Source organism: Massilia sp. METH4 (genome assembly GCF_037094685.1).
Classification (GTDB): domain Bacteria; phylum Pseudomonadota; class Gammaproteobacteria; order Burkholderiales; family Burkholderiaceae_D; genus Rugamonas.
In genome coordinates this window covers 60,124-81,191 of record NZ_CP146614.1, presented here as the reverse complement: position 1 = coordinate 81,191, position 21,068 = coordinate 60,124, and the positions used below count along the sequence as shown (strand labels likewise).

General features: G+C 65.5%; 21 protein-coding genes. 16 read left to right on the top strand and 5 right to left on the bottom strand.

Annotated elements, in window-relative coordinates; translation table 11 throughout:
- Window positions 1-102 precede the first annotated feature (102 nt).
- Window positions 103-600 (bottom strand): thioredoxin family protein, encoded by a 498-nt coding sequence (locus tag V6Z91_RS00385; protein ID WP_338765129.1) that lies wholly within the window; start codon window positions 598-600, stop codon window positions 103-105.
- A 1-nt stretch (window position 601) separates the two neighbouring features.
- A complete protein-coding gene (locus V6Z91_RS00380) occupies window positions 602-1,276 on the bottom strand; it encodes a cytochrome c biogenesis CcdA family protein (protein WP_338765126.1) in 675 nt (224 codons plus the stop codon).
- A gap of 178 nt (window positions 1,277-1,454) precedes the next feature.
- Between V6Z91_RS00380 and V6Z91_RS00375 the strand changes: the two genes are divergently transcribed.
- From V6Z91_RS00375 to V6Z91_RS00365, 3 genes are read left to right on the top strand one after another with little or no spacing between them, the layout of a single operon-like run.
- Complete coding sequence (locus tag V6Z91_RS00375) at window positions 1,455-1,589, top strand: hypothetical protein (protein ID WP_338765123.1); 135 nt, start codon at window positions 1,455-1,457, stop codon at window positions 1,587-1,589.
- Between the two features lie 16 nt (window positions 1,590-1,605).
- Complete coding sequence (locus V6Z91_RS00370) at window positions 1,606-2,346, top strand: response regulator (RefSeq protein ID WP_338765120.1); 741 nt, start codon at window positions 1,606-1,608, stop codon at window positions 2,344-2,346.
- Window positions 2,343-3,635 carry an ATP-binding protein gene (locus V6Z91_RS00365; protein WP_338765117.1) on the top strand — a complete coding sequence of 431 codons (1,293 nt, stop codon included), beginning with the start codon at window positions 2,343-2,345 and terminating at the stop codon, window positions 3,633-3,635. The genes V6Z91_RS00370 and V6Z91_RS00365 overlap by 4 nt, the downstream gene beginning before the upstream one ends.
- 100 nt (window positions 3,636-3,735) lie before the next feature.
- On the opposite strand, the gene V6Z91_RS00360 is transcribed toward V6Z91_RS00365, so the two are convergent.
- Entirely contained in the window at window positions 3,736-4,491 is a 756-nt protein-coding gene (locus V6Z91_RS00360; RefSeq protein ID WP_338765114.1) for a serine/threonine-protein phosphatase, read from the bottom strand.
- Window positions 4,492-4,638: 147 nt separating this feature from the next.
- Here V6Z91_RS00360 and V6Z91_RS00355 point away from each other — a divergent pair, with 147 nt between their 5' ends.
- The 9 genes from V6Z91_RS00355 to rlmD all read left to right on the top strand — a co-directional run bounded on the left by V6Z91_RS00355 (window position 4,639) and on the right by rlmD (window position 15,292).
- Window positions 4,639-4,839 carry a DUF465 domain-containing protein gene (locus V6Z91_RS00355; protein WP_137314028.1) on the top strand — a complete coding sequence of 67 codons (201 nt, stop codon included), beginning with the start codon at window positions 4,639-4,641 and terminating at the stop codon, window positions 4,837-4,839.
- Between the two features lie 174 nt (window positions 4,840-5,013).
- Entirely contained in the window at window positions 5,014-6,957 is a 1,944-nt protein-coding gene (locus V6Z91_RS00350) for an ATP-dependent DNA helicase (RefSeq protein ID WP_338772124.1), read from the top strand.
- Between the two features lie 324 nt (window positions 6,958-7,281).
- Window positions 7,282-7,887, top strand: a complete 606-nt coding sequence (locus V6Z91_RS00345; protein ID WP_338765108.1) for a toll/interleukin-1 receptor domain-containing protein — start codon at window positions 7,282-7,284, stop codon at window positions 7,885-7,887.
- Between the two features lie 81 nt (window positions 7,888-7,968).
- Complete coding sequence (locus V6Z91_RS00340) at window positions 7,969-9,774, top strand: tetratricopeptide repeat protein (protein ID WP_338765105.1); 1,806 nt, start codon at window positions 7,969-7,971, stop codon at window positions 9,772-9,774.
- A 74-nt stretch (window positions 9,775-9,848) separates the two neighbouring features.
- Window positions 9,849-10,586, top strand: coding sequence for a 5'/3'-nucleotidase SurE (surE, locus tag V6Z91_RS00335; RefSeq protein WP_338765102.1), 738 nt, complete (start codon window positions 9,849-9,851; stop codon window positions 10,584-10,586).
- Complete coding sequence (locus V6Z91_RS00330; protein WP_338765099.1) at window positions 10,583-11,575, top strand: protein-L-isoaspartate(D-aspartate) O-methyltransferase; 993 nt, start codon at window positions 10,583-10,585, stop codon at window positions 11,573-11,575. The genes surE and V6Z91_RS00330 overlap by 4 nt, the downstream gene beginning before the upstream one ends.
- A 148-nt stretch (window positions 11,576-11,723) precedes the next feature.
- Window positions 11,724-12,641, top strand: coding sequence for a peptidoglycan DD-metalloendopeptidase family protein (locus V6Z91_RS00325; protein ID WP_338765097.1), 918 nt, complete (start codon window positions 11,724-11,726; stop codon window positions 12,639-12,641).
- 110 nt (window positions 12,642-12,751) lie between these two features.
- On the top strand, window positions 12,752-13,783 hold the full coding sequence (gene rpoS / locus V6Z91_RS00320; protein ID WP_338765095.1) for an RNA polymerase sigma factor RpoS: 1,032 nt from the start codon (window positions 12,752-12,754) through the stop codon (window positions 13,781-13,783).
- Window positions 13,784-13,948: 165 nt separating this feature from the next.
- Complete coding sequence (gene rlmD / locus V6Z91_RS00315; RefSeq protein ID WP_338765092.1) at window positions 13,949-15,292, top strand: 23S rRNA (uracil(1939)-C(5))-methyltransferase RlmD; 1,344 nt, start codon at window positions 13,949-13,951, stop codon at window positions 15,290-15,292.
- A gap of 42 nt (window positions 15,293-15,334) precedes the next feature.
- Here rlmD and V6Z91_RS00310 read toward each other — a convergent pair whose 3' ends face one another.
- Together V6Z91_RS00310 and V6Z91_RS00305 are read right to left on the bottom strand one after the other, a co-directional pair.
- Complete coding sequence (locus V6Z91_RS00310) at window positions 15,335-16,117, bottom strand: hypothetical protein (RefSeq protein WP_338765089.1); 783 nt, start codon at window positions 16,115-16,117, stop codon at window positions 15,335-15,337.
- A 354-nt stretch (window positions 16,118-16,471) separates the two neighbouring features.
- Window positions 16,472-17,155, bottom strand: a complete 684-nt coding sequence (locus V6Z91_RS00305; protein ID WP_338765086.1) for a Bax inhibitor-1/YccA family protein — start codon at window positions 17,153-17,155, stop codon at window positions 16,472-16,474.
- Between the two features lie 331 nt (window positions 17,156-17,486).
- Here V6Z91_RS00305 and ndk point away from each other — a divergent pair, with 331 nt between their 5' ends.
- The 4 genes from ndk (at window position 17,487) to V6Z91_RS00285 (ending at window position 21,063) form a co-directional block, all read left to right on the top strand.
- Window positions 17,487-17,912 (top strand): nucleoside-diphosphate kinase, encoded by a 426-nt coding sequence (gene ndk / locus V6Z91_RS00300; protein ID WP_338765084.1) that lies wholly within the window; start codon window positions 17,487-17,489, stop codon window positions 17,910-17,912.
- Window positions 17,913-18,012: 100 nt separating this feature from the next.
- A complete protein-coding gene (rlmN, locus tag V6Z91_RS00295; protein ID WP_338765081.1) occupies window positions 18,013-19,185 on the top strand; it encodes a 23S rRNA (adenine(2503)-C(2))-methyltransferase RlmN in 1,173 nt (390 codons plus the stop codon).
- Window positions 19,185-20,015, top strand: a complete 831-nt coding sequence (gene pilW / locus V6Z91_RS00290) for a type IV pilus biogenesis/stability protein PilW (protein ID WP_338765079.1) — start codon at window positions 19,185-19,187, stop codon at window positions 20,013-20,015. The genes rlmN and pilW overlap by 1 nt, the downstream gene beginning before the upstream one ends.
- A 73-nt stretch (window positions 20,016-20,088) precedes the next feature.
- The gene (locus V6Z91_RS00285; RefSeq protein WP_338765077.1) at window positions 20,089-21,063 is read left to right on the top strand and encodes a helix-turn-helix domain-containing protein; all 975 of its coding nucleotides are present in this window, start codon (window positions 20,089-20,091) and stop codon (window positions 21,061-21,063) included.
- Window positions 21,064-21,068 lie beyond the last annotated feature (5 nt).

The following is a 21,068-nucleotide window of genomic DNA, read 5'->3' as shown; positions in this document are numbered from 1 at the left end:
TGTCTCCCGAGGCACTGTTGCTGCATGGGAAAACCGGTGTCGCACATATTTTCCGGGATGAGGCCCGGAAAATATGTCCGACACCAGGCCAGCGGCCGGCGATTACTTCTGCGCCAGCAGCGCACGGATCGTCGCCTCGGTCTTGTCGTACGCGCCTTCGCCGAAGTGCGTGTAGACGATGCGGCCCTGCTTGTCGATCAGGTAGACCGCCGGCCAGAACTGGTTGTCGTAGGCTTTCCATGTGGCGTAGCGGTTGTCCTGCGCGACCGGGTAGGTGATGTCGAAGCGCCCGATGGCTTTCCTGACATTGTCGGCGCTGCGCTCGAACGGGAATTCGGGCGTGTGCACACCCACCACCACGAGCCCCTGGTCCTTGTACTTGCGGTGCCAGTCGGTCACATGCGGCAGCGTGCGGATGCAGTTGATGCAGGTGTAGGTCCAGAAATCCACCAGCACCACCTTGCCGCGCAGCTGCTGCATCGTCAGGGGCGCGCTGTTGTGCCATCGCTCGATGCCGGCGAATTCGGGGGCGGTGACGGGAGCGGCGGCGGCACTGCTGGCGACGATGGCGGCGGCGATGAAGGTCAGTACGGTTTTCATGTCAGAGTCCTTTCAGTTGGGGGAAGAAGTCGGCGGCCTTGGCATAGACCAGCACGTCGTATTGCAGGTACATCGCCAGCGCGGTGAGCACGATCAGCACCCCGAACACCTGCTGCAGCAGTGCGCCGTGCCGGGCCAGCAGCCGCACGCGCTGCGTGACGGCCTGGCCGCCCAGCAGGATCGCCAGCATCGGCACGGCGGCACCGACGGCGTACAGGAACAGCAGCCAGGCCGAGCGCGCCACGTCCTGCGCACCGGCGACCAGCACGAGGATCGAGGCAAGGACGGGGCCGGCGCAGGGCGTCCACACGGCGCCCAGCGAGGCGCCGAGCAGGAAGCCACCGCCCGCAGGCACGGGGAAGGACGGCAGCTTCGCCATCAACCAGTCATACGGCCGGCTCCAGATGCGCAGCAGCCCGAAGGCGCCGAGCAGCAGCAGCGAGGCATTGCGCAGCGTTTCCTGCGCCACGTGCACGGCGCTCGAGGCGGCGCCGAGCAGCAGGCCGAACGCGGTGAAGGTGACGATGAAGCCGGCCATCGTCATGAAAGGCCGGCGGCGGTCGGCATCGCCGGCGGCGCTGCCGAACAGGATGGGCAGCACGGGCAGGATGCAGGGTGAGGCGACGGTGAAGACGCCGGCGGCCAGCGCCAGCGGTGCTTCCAGCAGGTGGTTCATTGCGTTCTCCGTTGAATGGGCATGTGCTCATTGGACGGCCGCCACGTATCGCGGATGTGTACCGCCACGGGGAGAATTGCAACCGTGTATGTCCACGCTCGGGCCGGATACATTGGCATACAAAGGCCAGTCGCCGTTTCGCTATAAAGACACTCATGCACCAGGATCGGAGACAACCATGAACCGCATTGCAAGAATCAGGCACCTGCTGGCGACGCTCCTGTTCGCGGCCGCCGGCATCGCCGCCGAGCTGCGCCACCCCGGACCCTGTCCTTTGGTGGCAATACAAGTGAAACGCCGTACGCTAAGATGAGCCCATGAAAACAACGATGAACGACAGTGACCACGTATTGATCGTCGACGACGACCGCGGCATCCGCGAGCTGCTCGCCACCTACCTGGAAAAAGAAGGCATGCGCACCTCGCTGGCCGCGAACGGCCGCGAGATGCGCGCCGCGCTGGAAGCGGCCACGCCCGACCTCGTCGTGCTGGACCTGATGCTGCCCGGAGAGGATGGACTGATCCTGTGCCGCGAGCTGCGCGCCGGCCGGCACCGGCACGTGCCCGTGCTGATGCTGACCGCGCGCGGCGACGAGGTGGACCGCATCATCGGCCTGGAGATGGGCGCGGACGACTACCTGGCCAAGCCGTTCGGCGTGCGCGAGCTGCTGGCGCGCATCCGCGCCGTGCTGCGCCGCACGCGCATGCTGCCGCCGAACATCCAGGTGACGGAAAGCGCGCAACTGATCGGTTTTGGCGACTGGAGGCTCGACACCACGCACCGCCACTTGCTCGACGCGAACGGCATCATGGTCGACCTGTCCGGCGCCGAGTACCGCCTGCTGCGCGTATTCCTCGACCATCCGCAGCGCGTGCTCACGCGCGACCAGCTGATGAACCTCACGCAGGGCCGCAATGCGGACATCTACGACCGTTCGATCGACCTGCTGGTAAGCCGCCTGCGCCAGCGGCTCGGCGACGGCGCGCGCGAGCCCCGCTATATCAAGACGCTGCGCAACGAGGGCTATGTGTTCTCGTCGGCCGTCACGCTGCTGGCCGATCCGCCATGATGCCGCGCAGCCTGTTCGCGCGCATCACGCTGATCCTGTGCATCGGCCTGGCCGCCGCCCAGGGCCTGTCGACCTGGCTGACGGTGATGGAGCGCGACCGCGCCACCCTCGACATCATGACGGGCTACGTGGAACGCGAAGTAGTCACCTCGGTGGCATTGCTCGACCACCTGCCGGCGGCCGAGCGGGAGCGGTGGCTGCCGCAACTGGCGCGGCGCAGCTACCGGTTCATCCTGGGCCCCGGCATTCCCGGCCTGGCCCCCGACGCGGAACTGTCGCAGCGCTTCGCGGGCGCGATCACGGACGGCATAGGCAAGCACTACCCGCTGACGGTGAACGCGGTGCCGGGTGACGCCGAGCGCTTCCAGGTTCACCTGAAGCTGGCCGACGGCGCGCCGCTGACGATCGACATGCGCCCGATGCGGGGCGCGCCGCTGGCGGGCTGGCTGCCGGCGCTGCTGGCGGTACAGCTGGTGGTACTGGGCCTGTGCTGCTGGATCGCCGTGCGCCTGGCCACGCGGCCGCTGCACCAGCTGGCCCAGGCCGCCGACGGCCTCGGGCCGGACATGAAAACGACACGGCTGGCGGAAACGGGTCCTTCGGAAGTGGTGCGCGCGGCGCGGGCATTCAACGCCATGCAGGAACGCATTGCGCTGTACGTGGCGGAACGCATCCGCATCCTCGCCGCGATCTCCCACGACTTGCAGACGCCGATCACGCGCATGCGCATGCGGGTGGACATGATGGACGAGAGCCCCGAGCAGGGCAAGCTGCGGCAGGACCTGCACGAGCTGGAAACGCTGGTGAAGGAGGGCGTCGCCTACGCGAAGACCCTGCACGGCACGCAGGAAGAAGCGTGCCGCATCGACCCGGATGCGCTGATCGACAGCCTGGTATGCGACTACCTCGACGCCGGACAGCAGGTCACGCTCACGGGGAAGGTCGGCACGGCGATCGTCTCGAAACCGAAGGCATTGAAACGCATCCTCGGCAACCTGGTCGACAATGCGCTCAAATTCGGCGGCGCGGCCGAGATCGAGGTGGGCCGGGCGCCCGATGGCCGCGTGATGCTGGCCGTGCTCGATCGGGGGCCGGGCATTCCGGAAGACCAGCTGGCCGCCGTATTCGAACCCTTCGTGCGGCTGGAGGCGTCGCGCAACCGGGAGACGGGCGGCACCGGCCTCGGCCTGTCGATCGTGCGGCAGCTGGCCACCACGCTGGGCGCCGAGATCGTGCTGCGCAACCGGGAAGGCGGTGGGTTGGAGGCGCGCCTGCTGCTGCCGGTCTAAGAGCGCCTAACAAAACCCCCATGGCAGCGTTGCAGCGTCTCGCCGTACAGGTGTACTGTCTTCGACGCCGCGCCTTGCCCTGTGGGTTTTGTTAGGCGCTCTAAGCCGGCGCGACGAGCCGCACGATCGCCATCGTGCAATTGTCACCCTGGCCCTGCGCCCGTTCGCGTGCCTTTTCAACCAAAAGTCCGGCGGCCTGGCGCGGCGTGCGGCGCGAGACGGCGGCGGCCAGTTCGTTGTCGGCGAACCAGGGCCATACGCCATCCGTGCACAGCAGGAAGGCGTCGCCGGGTTGCAGGTTCTCATGCGTGCCGATGCAGATGAACGGCGGCTTCAACGGGTTGCCGAGCACATTGTTCAGCAGCCGGGAGGCCCGGTGCCGCCGTGCCACGTCCGGCGCCAGGCCATCGGCGGTGACGAGATGGTCGATGTAGGCCGCATCGTCCGACCTGGCGGCCGGGGCGCCGTTGGCAAAACGATACAGCCGGGTATCGCCGACGGTGGCCCAGACGGCCTGGCGCGCGGGCGTCAGCACGAGCAGGGCCATGGCCGACTGGGCACCGTGGCCGGCGGACAACGGGTTCATCAGCAGTACGTCGTGCGTTTCGCGGGCGATGGCGCGCAGCAGGTCCGCGATGCGTTCCACACCGGGCGCATCGCCCATCCGGTAGTCGTCGAATAATTGCTTGGCGGTATGCAGCAATTGCTCGGCGCCCAGCGCATTGGCGGCGCCCCCGTCGCCCACCACGGCCAGCACGCAGCCGGGGGCGGTCGGGGTGGTCAGCAAGGCCGCGCGGTCGTTCTGGCGGGGGCGGTTGCCGACATGCTGGGCGGTGCCGGCTTCGATTTTATACATGTTGATGGTTGGGCAAAAAATGGCCCCAGCTTCTTTCTGTTGCTCACCTGAGTTAAACTATGCACCGGTAAGCAGTTTGATGGCAAGTAAAAATGTTGCCCCACGGATTGTTGTGGTTTCGGCAATCTCACACAGTAGCGAATTCCCATGAAGAACGAAGAAGAGATCCGGCGCCGCATCGTCGAACTGGACGTGGAGCATCGCGACCTCGACGCCGTGATCGAAATGCTCACGCGCGACGGCCATCACGACCAGCTCCAGCTGCGCCGTTTGAAGAAGCGCAAGCTGCAATTGAAGGACTACATCACGCTGTTGAAAATGCAGCTGGTGCCCGACGTACCCGCCTGACGCGCGCCCGACCGCCGCATTTTCTTCGCCGCATTTCTTTGCCGCATTTCTTTGCATTTTCTTTCTTAAATAGCAGGAACCCAATTGACCGACCATGACCAGGCGCCAGCCGTCCCCGACGGCACTGGCGACGAACCCGCTTCCGCCTCCACCCCCGGCAAGTACGATGCCGAGGTGGAGCGGCTGTTCGGCGTCGGCGGCCCGCTGGGGCCGGCGGTCGGCGGTTTTCGTCCGCGCAAGTCGCAAACCGAAATGGCGAAGGCGATCGCCAACGCGATCGCCGAACAGCAGACGCTGATCGCCGAGGCAGGCACCGGCACCGGCAAGACCTTCGCCTACCTGGTGCCGGCGCTGATGTGGGGCGGCAAGACCATCGTTTCCACCGGCACGAAGAACCTGCAGGACCAGCTGTTCCTGCGCGATATCCCCACCGTGCGCGCGGCACTGAAGGCGCCCGTCTCGGTGGCGCTGCTGAAGGGACGCGGCAACTACCTGTGCCACTACCACCTCGAGCGCACGCTGGCCAACGGCCGCATGACGTCGCGCGAGGACGTGGGCTATCTGCGCGAGATCTCGCGCTTCCTGAAGATGACGCAGACCGGCGACAAGGCCGAACTGGCGCGCGTGCCGGAAAACGCGCCGGTGTGGAACCTCGTCACGTCCACGCGCGAGAACTGCATCGGGCAGGAGTGCCAGTACAACCAGGATTGCTTCGTGATGAAGGCGCGCCGCGAGGCGCAGCAGGCCGACGTGGTGGTCGTCAACCACCACCTGTTCTTCGCCGACGTGGCGCTGAAGGATACCGGCGTGGCCGAACTGCTGCCGTCGGCAAACACCATCATCTTCGACGAGGCGCACCAGCTGCCCGACACGGCCACGCTGTTCTTCGGCGAAACCGTCTCCACGAGCCAGGTACTGGAATTGTGCCGCGACGTGCTGGCCGAAGGCCTGGCGCATGCGCGCGACGGCGCCAACTGGGCCAGCGTGGTCTCCGTGGTGGAAAAGGCGGCGCGCGACCTGCGGCTCACTTTCCCGCAGGACGTGGTGCGGCTGTCGCTGCCGCAGATCGCGCCGTCGTCCGACTTCTTCCCGGCGCTGGAAAAGCTGAAGGAAGAGCTGGACGGCATGCTGGAAGTACTGGAAGGGCAGGCGCAGCGCGCCGAAACGATCGAGCATTGCCGCACCCGGGGCCTGGAACTGGCGCAGAAGTACAAGGACTGGACCTACGACCCGAAGGTGAAGGTGCCGCCGGGCCAGGAGGCGGTGTACTGGGTCGAGGCGTTCGCCAGCTCGCTGCAGCTGCACAAGACGCCGCTGTCGATCGCGCAGATCTTTTCCAACCAGCGAGAAGGCACGCCGCGCAGCTGGATCTTCACGTCCGCCACGCTGGCGGTGAAGAACGACTTCAAGCACTTCGCCCACCAGCTCGGGTTGTACGACGAACCGGCGATGTCCTGGCCCAGCCCGTTCAACTACGGCGAGCAGGGCATCCTGTACGTGCCGCAGGGCTTGCCCGACCCGAATTCGATGGGTTACACGGATGCCGTGCTCGACTGCGCGCTGCCCGTCATCGAGGCCGCCGGCGGGCGCACCTTCCTGCTGTGCACCACGCTGCGCGCCGTGAAACGCGCGGCCGAGCGCCTGCGCGACGAATTCGAGCGGCGCGGCCTGAAATTCCCGCTGTTCGTGCAGGGCGACCGTGGCCGCACCGAGCTGCTCGATCAATTCCGCAAGGCCGGCAACGGCGTGCTGATCGGCAGCCAGAGCTTCTGGGAAGGCGTGGACGTGCGGGGCGAAGCGCTGTCGCTCGTCATCATCGACAAGCTGCCGTTCGCGCCGCCGGACGACCCGGTGCTGGCCGCGCGCATCGAGGTGATGGAAAAAAAGGGCATGAACGGCTTCGTCCACCACACGCTGCCCGAGGCGATCATCAACCTGAAGCAGGGTGCCGGCCGCCTGATCCGCGACGAGGGCGACCGCGGCGTGCTGATGCTGTGCGACCCGCGCGTGATCACCAAGCCCTATGGCCGGCGCATCTGGCAAAGCCTGCCCCCCTTCAAGCGCACCCGCGACCAGGCGGAAGTGATCGCCTTCTTCCAGCCGCCGGCGGCGGAATAATCCGTTCTTTCGCGCCTTGTACTAGGGAAGCGCTGATTTATTCATGGCGGCGATCTTGGCCCTGAAAAACGCGCCCAGCTGCGGCACAAATGGCCCGCCATACCTCGGTATGCCGGGCCATTTGCGTCTTGCTGGACACGTTTTTCAGGACTAATCTCATCCACCAGCAATAAATCAGCGCTTCCCTAGGCAGTCGTCTGACTGCGCAGTCAACAAGAAAATGAGGTTTGCGCCAGCGCAAAGTAACCGTTGACCAGCTTGTTACAGTGGGCCGCAGTAGTTACACAAAAAAATACAATCAGGGGAGAAACAGGAGAGGACGACATGACGATCCGCTATGGCTGTTTCTTCAGCTATGCCCATGGCCAGCATGCCTACATGAGGGAGTTCCGCAATGCCCTCGTCGACGCGCTGCGCTGCTACCTCGAGCCGCACCTCGATACCGAAGCCGAGTTGTTCATCGACAGCGAACAACTGGGCGGCGGCGACGATCTGGACCAGAAAATCGCCCGCGCCATGTGTGAAAGCGTCTGCATGATCATGATCTACACGCCCAAGTACGAGGCGCATGCGTACACCCGGCGTGAATTCGCCGCCATGCAGATGATCGAGGCGGAGCGCCGCACGTGGTATCCGCTGCCCAGCCACCTGATCATCCCCGTGATCATGACCCGCCACCCGATCGGCCTGCCGCCGCAGGTGTCCGAGCCGGGCTTCTACGTGGATTTCTCGCGCTACACGCTGGCGACGGGCGACCTGAAGACGAATCCCGACTACCTGCCCGATATCGACAAGATCGTGCAGCGCATCGTCGCCCATTATCACTACCTGAAGTACTGCATCCCGCCGGGGCACGAGTGCGGCCGCTTCGTGCTGCCACCCGTGCCGCCCGAGTGGCGCCCGATGCCGCCGCCCCATTTTCCCCGCTGATTTTTCCGCCATCGATCCGTCATCACGGCCAATCCACGCGCATTGCGCGCGCATTTTCCGATCTCACGATAAGGGCCCGCTATGGAACCGCACCGACTGTCTCTCCCGCCCCTGGACGAACCGGGCGAAGTCGTCACCTTCTATTCCCACAAGGGTGGGGCCGGGCGCACCATGGCGCTGGCCAATCTTGCCGTGATGCTGGCGCGGCGCCACAACGCGACGGTGCCGACCCTCATGATCGACTGGGACATGGAAGCACCGGGCCTGCACCATTACTTCAGGGCGGCGGAAGCGGGGGCAACAGAGGGGCCGGGGGTGCTGGAACTGTTCGAGGCATGCCGCGACCAGCTGCTGCGCCGCGCGCGGCTGGCGGCCGGCGGCGACGATACCGCCCTCGCGCAGGCCGTGCTGGACGCGGTGGGGTGGGAGCAGTACGTGAGCCGGGCCGATAACGGCCGGCCCCTGTACCTGATGCGCGCGGGCCGGCAGGATGCGAGCTACGCCGAGCGCCTCGCCCGGCTGGACTGGGAAGCCCTGTTCGATGCCTGCCCGGCGCTGTTCCGCGTGTTCGCGGAAAACCTGGCGCGCCGCTTCCGCTACGTGCTGGTCGATTCGCGCGCCGGGCGCGGCGGCACGTCCGGCATCTGCACCACGCTGCTGCCCACGAAGCTCGTGCTCGTGTTCGCACCGAACCGCCAGAGCCTGGAAGGCGTCGAGGACCTGATCCAGCGCGCCACCACGTGGCGCCGCAGCCACGAGGAGGAGCAGCGGCAGATGCTGATCTACCCGCTGCCGTCGCGCATCGAAATGGACGACTCGGCGCGCCGTGCCCTGTGGCGGCGCGGCGACCCCGAGCGCGGCATTGCCGGCTACCAGCCGCTGTTCGAGCGGGCGTTCACCGAGGCTTACGGCCTGTCCCGCATCTCGCTGGAAAGCTATTTCGACGAGGTGCAGTTGCAGCAGGCGCGCAGTCTCGCGTTCGGCGAGCCCTTGCCCGTGCATGCGGACGAAGAGGATGACCGCTTCTCCGTGACCCGCACGTTCCAGGCGTTCCTGAACTGGTTCATCGGCGGCTACCAGCCATGGCAGTCGCGCGACGAGTTGCCGCTGCTCTGCACGGTGGCGCAGGGGCGGGCGGCAATGGAGCGCGGCGGCGGCCGCGGCGTCTCGCTGCCGCTGGCGCGCGACCTGGCCCGCCTGGGCGAGCTGTATCGCCGGGAAGGCCGTCTCGACGCAGCCGTGGGCTGCCTGGAGGAGAGCCTGGCGCTGCACGTGCTGATCCTGGGTGACGACCATGTGGACACGCTGGACAGCAAGGCCGCCCTGGCCGACCTGCTGTTCGAACAGGAGAAATACCAGGAAGCGCATTTCCTGCAGGAGGGGGTGCTGGAGGTCCGCGAGCGGCTGTTCGGCGCTGGCGCGCCGGTGACCCTGGAGGCGGCGTCGGCGCTGGCGGCCACGCTGGCGCAGTTGAACCAGATTCCCGAGGCGCTGGCGCTTCAGGACGCCGTCATCGACGCGCACCAGCGCCAGCTGGGCAGCGAACACCTGGCGACGATCGAAAGCCTCGCGGTGCGGGCCGATATCCTGTGCCATGGCGAACAGGTCGGGAGCGCCATCGAACTGCTCGAGCAGGTGCTGGCATTGCGCAGCCGCCTGCTGGGCCCCGAACATGCCGACACGGCGCGCACGCGCAAGGTGCTGGCCCAGGCGCGCAGCCGGCTCAAGCAGCCCGAGCCGCCAGCCGCGCGCGACGTGCATGGCTGCGATCACCACATCCTCGGCGTGGAGCAGGCCCGGGCCGGTTACCTGGCTGGCCGCGGCCCCCGTATCACACCGGACGAACTCGCGGTGGATGGTGACCTGTCGCCGTCGCGCATGCGCTGAATGCGCCACATTTTTGGGCATTCGGCGAACCGCGCATGCGCTGGGCGGGCGTTGCTTCAGGTAAAATCCCCTTCATGAGGATCCTTATCAGTAATGACGACGGCTACCTGGCGCCCGGCATCAATGCGCTGGCGGACGCGCTGGCCGCCATCGCCGACATCGTGGTCGTGGCACCGGACAGCAACCGTTCCGGCGCATCGAATTCCCTGTCGCTGGATCGCCCGCTGTCCGTTCAGCAGGCGGCGAACGGTTTCTATTTTGTCAATGGCACCCCGACCGATTGCGTGCACGTGGCCCTGACCGGCATGCTGATCGAGCGGCCGGACCTGGTGGTTTCCGGCATCAACAACGGCCCGAACATGGGCGACGATACGCTGTATTCCGGTACGGTGGCGGCGGCGACCGAAGGTTATCTGTTCGGCATTCCCGCCATCGCCTTTTCGCAGGGCGAGTGGGGCTGGGCGCACATCGACGATGCGGCAAAGGCCGCGCGCGATATCGTGCAGCGCTACGCGGACGCGCTGGAAAAGCCCTACCTGCTGAACGTGAACATTCCCAACCGGCCGTATGAAGCGCTGGGCCAGCCGGTGGCGACACGGCTGGGCCGGCGCCACCAGGCCGAGCCGGTGATCAAGTCGCATGATCCGCGCGGGCGTGAAATCTTCTGGATCGGCCCGCCCGGCGCCTGCAAGGATGCCGGCGAGGGTACCGATTTCCACGCCGTGCAGCACGGGCGCATCTCGATGACGCCGCTGCAGATCGACCTCACCCACAGAACGCAACTCGACCTCCTGGCAAAGGCCCTCGGATGACCGACAAGCCCCGAACCTTCCCGCTGCCCCTGTCGTCGGTGACGGACAAGGGGCTGAAGAAGCAACCCGTGTTCGGCCCGGTGGCCACGCCCCAGACGGCGACGCGCAATGCCGCCCAGAATGCGGCCACCCAGGGCATGACGCAGCACGCCGCGCAGAACCCCGGGCATGGCCCGGCCCATCATGCTCCCGGTGCCATGGCGAAGAGCACGGTCCACGCCGCGGTGCGCGGCACGCTGCACGGCGTGGCGGGTGGCACGGCGGGCGGCACGGCCGGCAACGGTGCCCAGGCGCGCCAGCCGCGCGCGGCGCATGGCATGCCCGAGCGGGTCCAGCCGGCCATGCGGCAGGATGCGCTGGTGTCGGGAGCGGTGCGCCGGGCCATGGTGGCGCGGGTGGCGAAGCAGGGCGTGCAGGACCCGGTGGTGCTGGCGGCGCTCGAAGCGGTGCCGCGCCACCTGTTCGTGGAGGAAGGACTGGCGCCGCAGGCGTATATCGACGCCTCGCTGCCGATCGGCCACCACCAGACGATCTCGCAGCCCTACATCGTGGCGCGGATGATCGAGGTGATGCGGCAGGGCACGCAGATGAAGCAAGTCCTCGAAATCGGCACCGGTTGCGGCTACCAGGCAGCCGTTCTTGCATGTATTGCACAAGACGTGTATTCCATTGAGCGCATCAAACCGTTACATGAGCTGGCGAAAGCCAACCTGCGGCCGCTGCGGGTACCGAACCTGCGGTTGCACTACGGAGATGGTATGCTTGGGTTGCCACAGGCAGCGCCTTTCGACGGCATCATCCTCGCCGCCGCGGGTCTGGAAGTACCCCGGGCACTGCTGGAACAACTGACTATCGGCGGCCGATTGGTGGCGCCGGTGGGCGAACGCTCCCAGCACCTCGAGCTGGTGACGCGTGTGGCGAAGAGCGAATGGCGACGCCAGACGCTCGAAGATTGCCACTTCGTACCGCTGCGGCCCGGTACTGTGTAAGTGGCCACGCTTGTGTAGAAGCAAGCTTGTGAAGAACAATGAATAGCGAATAGCTAGCCCGCCTGGCCGCATGAAACGCACCGTTCGCAGGAGCGGTGCCTACCATGCTGCTCGTCAGGCGTAGCCGAGAGATATGAATCAGATGAGCATGACGAAAAAAAGTTCCCTGTTGGTGTTGTTGCCCCTGGCGGTGCTGACCGCCTGTACTACCACCCCGAACCAGGCACCGGTGGTCGAACGCCAGATCACGCGCCGCGCGCCCCCGCCGGCCCCGGCGCCGGCACCTGTGCAGGAAGTCCGCGAGGGCTACTATATGGTGAAGAAGGGCGATACGCTGATCCGGATCGCGCTCGATCATGGCCAGAACTACCGCGACATCGTGGCCTGGAATAACCTCGCCAATCCGAACGACATCAAGGTGGACCAGGTGTTGCGCGTGGCGCCGCCGGAAGACGCGCCAGGCGTGCGCACGGCCGCTGTGGTAATGCCGCCGGATTTGACCAAGGCGCCGCCGGCACCGAAGAAGACGGAACCGAAAGGCGACAAGAAGCCGTACACCGATGCCGAGCTGAAGGCCGACAAGGATGCCGATCCCAAGCCGGCGACGCCGCCGCGGGTCGACAAGCCCGTGCAGCTGGCAAGCGTGAAACCGTCGGTGCCGGCGGCCGCGCCGGCACCGACCCTGTCGGCCGAAGACCGCGAAGTGAGCTGGATGTGGCCGGCCGAAGGCAAGGTCGTCGGCCAGTTCGACGAAGGCCGGAACAAGGGCATCGACATCGCCGGCCGGGCCGGACAGCAAGTGCTTGCGGCAGGTGCAGGAAAGGTGATGTATGCCGGTAGCGGCATCCGCGGTTATGGTAATCTCGTCATTGTGAAACACAGTAACGGCCTGCTGTCCGCATACGCCCACAACCGGTCCATCCTCGTGAAGGAAGGCCAGACGGTGAACAAGGGGCAGGCGATCGCCGAGATGGGGGATTCCGATTCGGATAGCGTCAAGCTGCACTTTGAAATCAGGCAGCAGGGCAAGCCGGTCGATCCTTCCAAGTTCCTGCCGAACCGCTGAGTACCGGTCCGTAGTGTAGTCGCGCAAGTGTAGTCGCGCAGTGCTGTCGATGATGTTTCCATATCGCCAGCACTCACTGTCGGGCAGGTACCGCCCTTGAGGTAACGCCCATGACGAGCTCGCCGAACGATCCTCTGGAAGAAGACCCGCTCCAGGACGACATGTCGGACGAGCCATTCGGCAGCGACGAGCTGGCCGATGGCGCGGACGAAGACGGCGGCGACGACGCCGCCAACATGCCGATCGATGGCCGCAGCGCCGCGCTCGTCACCGTCGACGAGCTGAAGAAGGTGCTGGCGGCCGAGCTGTCTACCGACACCACCCAGCATTACCTGAACCAGATCGGCACCCGCCCGCTGCTGACGGCGCCGCAGGAAGTGCATTACGCCACGCTGGCCAAGGCCGGCGATTTCGCCGCCCGGCAAACGATGATCGAGCACAATCTGCGGCTCGTCGTCTCGATTGCCAAGCACTACATCAATCGCGGCGTGGTGCTGCTCGACCTGATCGAGGAAGGCAATATCGGCCTCATGCGGGCGATCGACAAATTCGAGCCCGAGCGGGGCTTCCGCTTCTCCACCTACGCCACCTGGTGGATCCGCCAGAGCATCGAACGCGCCATCATGAACCAGGCGCGCACGGTGCGCCTGCCCGTGCACATGGTGCGCGAGCTGAACCAGATCCTGCGCGGCAAATACCATCTCGAGGCCCAGCACCACAACGGCAAGGATGCGACGGCCGAGGATATCGCCGACCTCGTCGGCCGCCCGGTCGAAGAGGTGCAGGATATCCTCGCGCTGTCCGAGCATGCCACCTCGCTGGACGCGCCGCTGGACAACGATCCCCAGTCCTCGCTGATGGACATGCTGCCGGGCGATGCGGACGACAGCCCGGATGCGCGCGCCGAACACCAGGAAATGACGCAGCTGGTGCGCGACTGGCTGTCGCGGCTGCCGGACAAGCAGCGCATCGTCATCATGCGCCGCTTCGGCCTCGACAACGACGATCCCGCCACCCTGGAAACGCTGGCCGAGGAAATGGGCGTTACGCGCGAGCGCGTGCGGCAGATCCAGCAGGAGGCGCTCGTCAAGCTGAAGCGGGCGATGGCCGCGCGCGGCGTGGTGCGCGACTCGCTGCTCTGAACTTGAAAAAACAGCCTGGAAAACGGGGGCACACTCCCTTTTCCAGGCAATTTTTTTGCAGCGCCGGCGGCGGCGCCGCAGCGATGCCGTCCCCACTCTCTGCTATCATATCGGCCTTCCGAATCGCGGTCCTCCACCACGCCGCCGGCCAACCGATAGACACTCATGCAAGACAACACCATCGAAATCAAATCGCTCGACATGGACGCGCGCGGCGTCGGCCACATGCAGGATAACGAAGACGGCACGCCGGGCAAGGTGGTGTTTGTGGAAGGCGCATTGCCAGGCGAGCGCGTCAGTTTCGAGATGCTGCGCAAGAAGAAGAACTGGGAATCGGGCCGCGTGACCGAGATCCACCGCGAATCGGCCATGCGCGTGGAGCCGAAGTGCGTGCACTTCGATTATTGCGGCGGCTGCTCGATGCAGCACCTCGAGGCATCGGCCCAGGTGGCGATCAAGCAGCGCGTGCTGGAAGACAATCTGTGGCACCTGTCGAAGGTGAAGGCCGATGTGATGATGCGTCCGCTGCACGGGCCGACCTGGGGCTACCGCTACCGCGCCCGCCTGTCGTCGCGCTACGTGGCGAAGAAGAGCACGGTCCTCGTCGGCTTCCATGAGAAGAAATCCGTGTACGTGGCCGACATCCAGAGCTGCCAGATCCTGCCCAAGCATGTGTCGGACATGATGATGCCGCTCCGTGCCCTGATCGGTTCGCTGTCGATCTTCGACAAGGTGCCGCAGATCGAACTGGCGATCGGCGAGGACCTGACGGTGCTCGTGATGCGCAATATGGAGCCGCTCACGAAGGATGACGAAGCGAAGGTGAAGGCGTTCGCCGACGAATACGGCATCCAGTGGTGGCTGCAGCCGAAAGGCCCGGACACCGCCTATCCGTTCTACCCGCTGGACAAGGAACTGCACTACCTGCTGCCGGAATTCGGCATTCGCATGCCGTTCAAGCCGGTCGACTTCACGCAGGTGAACCACCAGATCAACCGCGTGCTGGTGCACAAGGCGCTGCGCCACCTGGACGTGCAGCCGGGCGAGCGCGTGGCCGATCTGTTCTGCGGCATCGGCAACTTCACGCTGCCGCTGGCTACGCAGGCGCGTGAAGTGGTGGGTATCGAAGGCAGCACGGCGCTCACGGAGCGCGCGCAGCAGAACGCCGTCGTCAATGGCGTCGGCGAGAAGACCACGTTCTACTGCCGTAACCTCTTCGAAGTGACGAAGGACGACCTGATCGCGCTGGGCAAGTTCGACCGCATGCTGATCGATCCGCCACGCGACGGCGCGATGGCGCTGTCGCTGGCCCTGGCCGAGCTGAAGGAAAGCAATCCGGAGCTGCTGCCGAAGCGGCTCGTCTACGTATCGTGCAGCCCGTCCACGCTGGCGCGCGATGCCGGCGTGCTGGTGCACCGCGCCGGCTACCAGCTGTCGCAGGCGGGGGTGATGAACATGTTCCCGCATACCTCGCACGTCGAATCGATGGCGGTGTTCGATCTCGCCTGATGCCCGGCGCCGCGGTGAGGGCGGCGCCGTATCTGCATCGATTCATCGCCCGCGGCGGCGCGCTTCTGCCGCGATGCCCAGCATCAGGAGTCCTGCCGTGAGCAGCCAGCCTGGCGCCGGTTCGGGTACCGGCGTGGCGAGCCGCATGACGTTCGACAGCGCCTGGAAATACACCGACACGGGCCGGTAATCCGCGCTGCCGTTGGCGAAGGCCAGCATGAAGTCGTCTTCCACCGTCATCCTGTCGGGCCAATCCGCGAAGGACAGGCTCTGGCGGGTGAACTGCGTGAACGTATACCCATCGCCATCGACGATGCCGACATAGGCCATGCCCACCACGTCGTAATATTCCGCCGGCCTGCTTGATCGCTCCGCCAGCGTCGCCAGGCGGCCGCTGATCGTCAGCACCGTGTGCGGGCTCAGCATGAAGTGCACTGCCTGGTTCGCCGTGCCGCCCAGGGACCCGAATTCGCCGAGGCTCGCGTCGCCGCCAGCCATGCTTGACACATCGGCCAGCGCTCCGCTCGTGCGGGCCGCAACCGCCGCCGTTCCCAGGTCCAGTTGCACCGCCGCTTCGGTCAGCGCGGTCGGGTAGCCGGTCACATAGTACTCGGCGGTCAAGGTATGCACGCCGGCGAACAGCGAGGGCTGGACCGAAAGGATGTCAAAGCCGGCCGCGCTGCCGTCGCCCTGTGTCAGGTCGAGCGCGCCGAAGCGGACATTGCTGATCGATGCCGTGGCGGTACCGTTTGCCGCAGCTCCGGCCGAGGCCAGCAGCAGCGCCAGCGCCAGCGCCACGTTGATTGAGCGTAGTGAATGAACCACGAAGCCTCCATGCGAGGGGTTGGACGGGGAACTCAAGCGTGTTCGAGCTGGCGCATGATACGTACTGCTCAGTCCGCCCCCTTTGACATCGCCCACAGCACCGCACGGAACTTCCGAAAGTTGCCTAAAACCGGGGTCGGACCCCTTTTCAGGAAATATTTCCGGAAATTGGGGTCTGACCCCGATTCTGGGAAATATTTCTCCAACTGCGGCCCCCTACGGTTGCAGGAAACATTTCCTGGAAAAAGGGGACTGTCCCCAGTGTTGTATTGCGACCAGCTCTGCGGTACGGGCGTAAATACGGGCGTAAAAAAAGCCGGCGCGAGGCCGGCTTTTCGATGATGCGGGTGGAGCTTAGTCGCGGTCGCCGCTCGTGAAGCCCAGGATCGACAGCAGGCTGGTGAAGATGTTGTACACGTCCAGGTACAACGCCAGCGTGGCGCTGATGTAGTTGGTTTCGCCGCCGTTGACGATACGTTGCACGTCATACAGGATGAAGGCGGAGAAGATGCCGATGGCCAGCACGGAGATCGTCAGCGACAGCGCCGGGATCGCGAAGAAGATGTTCGCCAGCGATGCCAGGATGATCAGCACCAGGCCGATGAACGCGAACTTCGCCACGCCGGAGAAATCGCGCTTCGACACGGTGGCGATGCTTGCCAGCACGGCAAAGATCGCCGCGGTACCGCCGCCGGCCAGCATGACCAGCGTGCCGCCGTTCGCGAACGCCAGCGTGCGCGACAGCAGCGGCGTCAGCATCAAGCCCATGAAGAACGTGAAGCCGAGCAGCAGGGCAACGCCCAGCCCGCTGTTCTTGTTCTTCTCGATCGCCCACATGAAGCCGAACGCAATGCCCAGGAAGAGCAGGGCGCCCAGGAAACCGCCCGGCATCGGCACGCCGAGCGTCATGCCGGCAGCTGCGCCCAGCACGGTGGGAACCAGCGACAGCGACAGCAGCCAGTAGGTGTTGCGCAGGACACGATTCTGGGCGACCGCTCGCCCGCCTGCATATTGATAAGTTTTTTCCAAGTTAGCCATTTTGCACTCCTTTTGTCGGTACGGTGTACCCTTGCCAAAGCTTAGCACGCGAGGTGCCGAAAAGGGCTGATGCCCGCCGGGATGGTCTATTGATTGATTTCTCTCTTGAAATCCACCGGAAACCGCCCAACTGCCTGCGAACGGCTGGGCTTCCCAGCCAAAACCGCTCGCGATGATGCGCTTTCCAGGGTTTCGATGCGGCTATCCGCCGCTTGTTACGCCATCTTCCGCCCCAACACGCATAGTATATGGGGTGTTGTATGCTAAAATCAAAGGTTGATCGAGAAATCAATTTCGTTTTAACCCTTTCTTTTTACTGGAGTTTTTAATAATGGCAATCGAACGCACCCTGTCCATCATCAAACCGGACGCAGTGGCGAAGAACGTGATCGGCCAGATCTACAGCCGTTTCGAAGGTGCCGGCCTGAAAGTCGTGGCTGCCCGCATGACCCAACTGTCGCGCGCCGAAGCCGAAGGTTTCTACGCCGTGCACGCTGCCCGTCCGTTCTTCAAGGACCTGGTGGACTTCATGGTGTCCGGCCCGGTCATGATCCAGGTTCTGGAAGGCGAAGGCGCCATTGCCAAGAACCGCGACCTGATGGGCGCGACCGACCCGAAGAAGGCTGAAAAAGGCACCATCCGCGCCGATTTCGCCGACTCCATCGATGCCAACGCCGTTCACGGTTCGGACGCTGCCGAAACCGCCGCCACGGAAATCGCTTACTTCTTCCCGGCACTGAACGTGTACTCCCGCTAATCGCTCGGCGATAGCGGCGCTCCAAGCTGTAACCAAAGCTGTACCGCCTGGCGCCCCGGCATGTCCGGGGCGAAGGCGTTTTGAATTGAAGATTAAAGATATGGAAACGACCCTCACCAACCTGCTGGACCTCGATCCCGCGCAACTGATCGACTACTGCGCGCAGTTGGGTGAGAAGCCGTTCCGCGCCAAGCAATTGCAACGGTGGATCCACCAGTTCGGCGCGTCGGACTTCGACAGCATGACCGATCTCGCCAAGTCGCTGCGCGAGAAGCTGAAGACGCGCGCCCATATCACGGCGCCGGCGATCATCAGCGACCACACGTCGAGCGACGGCACGCGCAAGTGGCTGGTGGACGTGGGCAACGGCAACGCCGTCGAAACCGTCTACATCCCCGAGGAAAACCGCGGCACGCTGTGCATTTCCACGCAGGCCGGCTGCGCCGTCAACTGCCGCTTCTGTTCGACCGGCAAGCAGGGCTTCAACCGTAACCTGACGGTGGCCGAGATCATCGGCCAGCTGTGGATGGCCGAGTTCGAGCTGCGCAAGACGAAAGGCATCGAGCCGGGCCCGAAAGGCGAGCGCCAGATCACCAACGTGGTGATGATGGGCATGGGCGAGCCGCTGCTGAACTACGAGCCGACCGCCACCGCCTTGAAACTGATGCTGGACGATAACGCCTACGGCCTGTCGCGCCGCCGCGTCACGCTCTCGACCTCGGGCGTGGTGCCGATGATCGACAAGCTGTCGCAGGATGTGCCGGTGGCGCTGGCCGTGTCGCTGCACGCATCCAACGACGAGCTGCGCAACGGCCTGGTGCCATTGAACAAGAAGTATCCGCTGGCCGAGCTGTTGGCGGCCTGCAAGCGCTACCTGGAATTCGCCCCGCGCGACTTCATCACCTTCGAATACTGCATGCTGGACGGTTTCAACGATACCGACGAGCATGCGCGCGAACTGGTGGCGCTGGTGAATCACCCGCAGTATGGCGTCAATTGCAAGTTCAACCTGATTCCGTTCAACCCCTTCCCGGAATCGGGCCTGACGCGCTCGAAGAACCCCCGCATCAAGGCTTTCTCGGAAATCCTGATGAATGCCGGCATCGTCACGACGATCCGCAAGACCCGTGGCGACGACATCGATGCCGCGTGCGGCCAGCTTGCCGGCGAGGTCAAGGACCGTACCCGCGTGGCGGAGCGCATGGAAAAGATGGCCGAGTATCAAAACAAGTTCGGTGCCGATTTCGGCAAGATCGTGGAGATTCGTTCCTGATGGCCAAGCCCGTCCAGAGCCGCGCGCGCCTGGCAGCCCTCGGCATGGCCGTGGTGCTGGCGACGCAGCTGGCTGCCTGTACGGGCGGGCCGGGCGGGGCTGCCGCCACGAGCGGCAAGGCCGAGTTGCCCACGCTGTCGGATGCGACGGCCGCGCAAAAGCGCGCCCAGATCCGCATGCAGCTGGCGGTCGGCTACTACGAAGCGGGCCAGTTGCCGGTCGCGCTCGACGAGATCAAGAAGGCGATCGACGCCGACCCGCAGTACGCGGATGCCTACGGCATGCGCGCGCTGATCTACATGGGCATGGGCGAAACGACGCTGGCGGACGATAACTTCAAGCGCGCGCTGCAACTGGCGCCGAACAACCCGGACGTCGCCAACAACTATGGCTCGTTCCTGTGCCAGAGCGGGCGGGTGGCGGAGTCGTTCCGCTGGTTCGACGCCGCCCTGGCCAGCCGGCAGTACGCGTCGCCCGCGAAGGCGCTGAACAATGCGGGCAATTGCGCGCTGAAGAGCAAGGATTACGACCGGGCCGAGCAATATCTGCTGCAGGCACTGCAGCTGGCGCCGGACCAGCCATCGACCAGCGCCAACCTGGCGCGGGTTTATTTCGAGCGACGCGACTACGCGCGCGCCAACTTCTTTATCACCCGGCTGGGCAAGGTGGCCCGGCCCGACAGCCTGCCGGCCGACGTGCTGTGGCTGGCGATCCGGGTGCAGCATCGCCTTGGCGACAAGGCGGCGGAAGAGGAATGGGCGGCCGGGTTGCGTCGTCACCAAGCCTCGCCCGAGTATGCTGCGTATCAACGTGGGGCGTTTGATGAGTGAGACAGGGGTAACAATGGATTCAGAAGGGCAAAAAAAGCCGCAGAGCCAGCCACCAGCGCAGCCGGCCGGAGCAATGCTCGCCGCGCAACGCGAGGCCATGGGCCTCTCGGTGGAACAGATTGCTGACCAGCTGAAACTGGCGCCGCGCCAGGTGGTGGCGATCGAGCAGGGCGACTACGCGTCGCTGCCGAACATGGCCGTCACGCGCGGTTTCATCCGCGCCTACGCGAAGGTGGTGCGGCTCGACCCCGCGCCGCTGGTGGCCCAGATCGAGGTGACGCCCGCCGTCACCGCGACCGACCATCACCCGGTGCGCCGCGAGAAGATCACGACCACGTTCTCCGAGTCGCGTTTCCCCACGCTGACCGAGCGGCATTCGAAGCCGAAGATGTGGATCATCGGCGGCGTGGTGGCCTTGGCCGTCGTCGGCGTGGCCGCCGCGTGGCAGGCCGGCCTGCTGTCGCCGGCCGCGCTGACCAAGCCCGGCACCGCTACCCCGGCCGTCGTCGGCACGCCGGCCGCGCCTGGCACTGCCGCGACGACGGCGCCCGCCCCGGCCACCGCCGCGACCACGCCGCCGCTGCTGTCGCCGAACGTGCCGCTGGTCTCCACGCCGGGGCCGGCAACGCCCGAGAATACGGCACCGCTGGTGACGACGCCGGCGCCGAACACGGCTGCCGCGTCAGGCGCCGCGGCAACGGCCCCCGCGGCAACGCCGCCGGCCGCTGTCACGCCGCCGGCGGGCACTCCCGCGACGGCTGCGGCCGTGCCCGCCCCGGCCGCGACGCCGGCCGCGCCCGCCGCGCAGGGCGCGAATACGCTGACGATGGTGTTCACGGCCGATTCCTGGGTCGAGATTCGCCGTCCCGGCGCGTCGCCGCTGATTTCCCGCCTGGTGAAGGCGGGCAGCACCGAGAGTTTTGAAATCGACCGCCAGTCCACGCTGATCGTCGGCGCGCCCGACGGCGTGCGCGCCACGCTGCGCGGCCAGCCGCTGCCGTTGCCGAAGGTGGCGAACGGCACCATTTCCCGCGTCCAGATCAAGTAATGAGC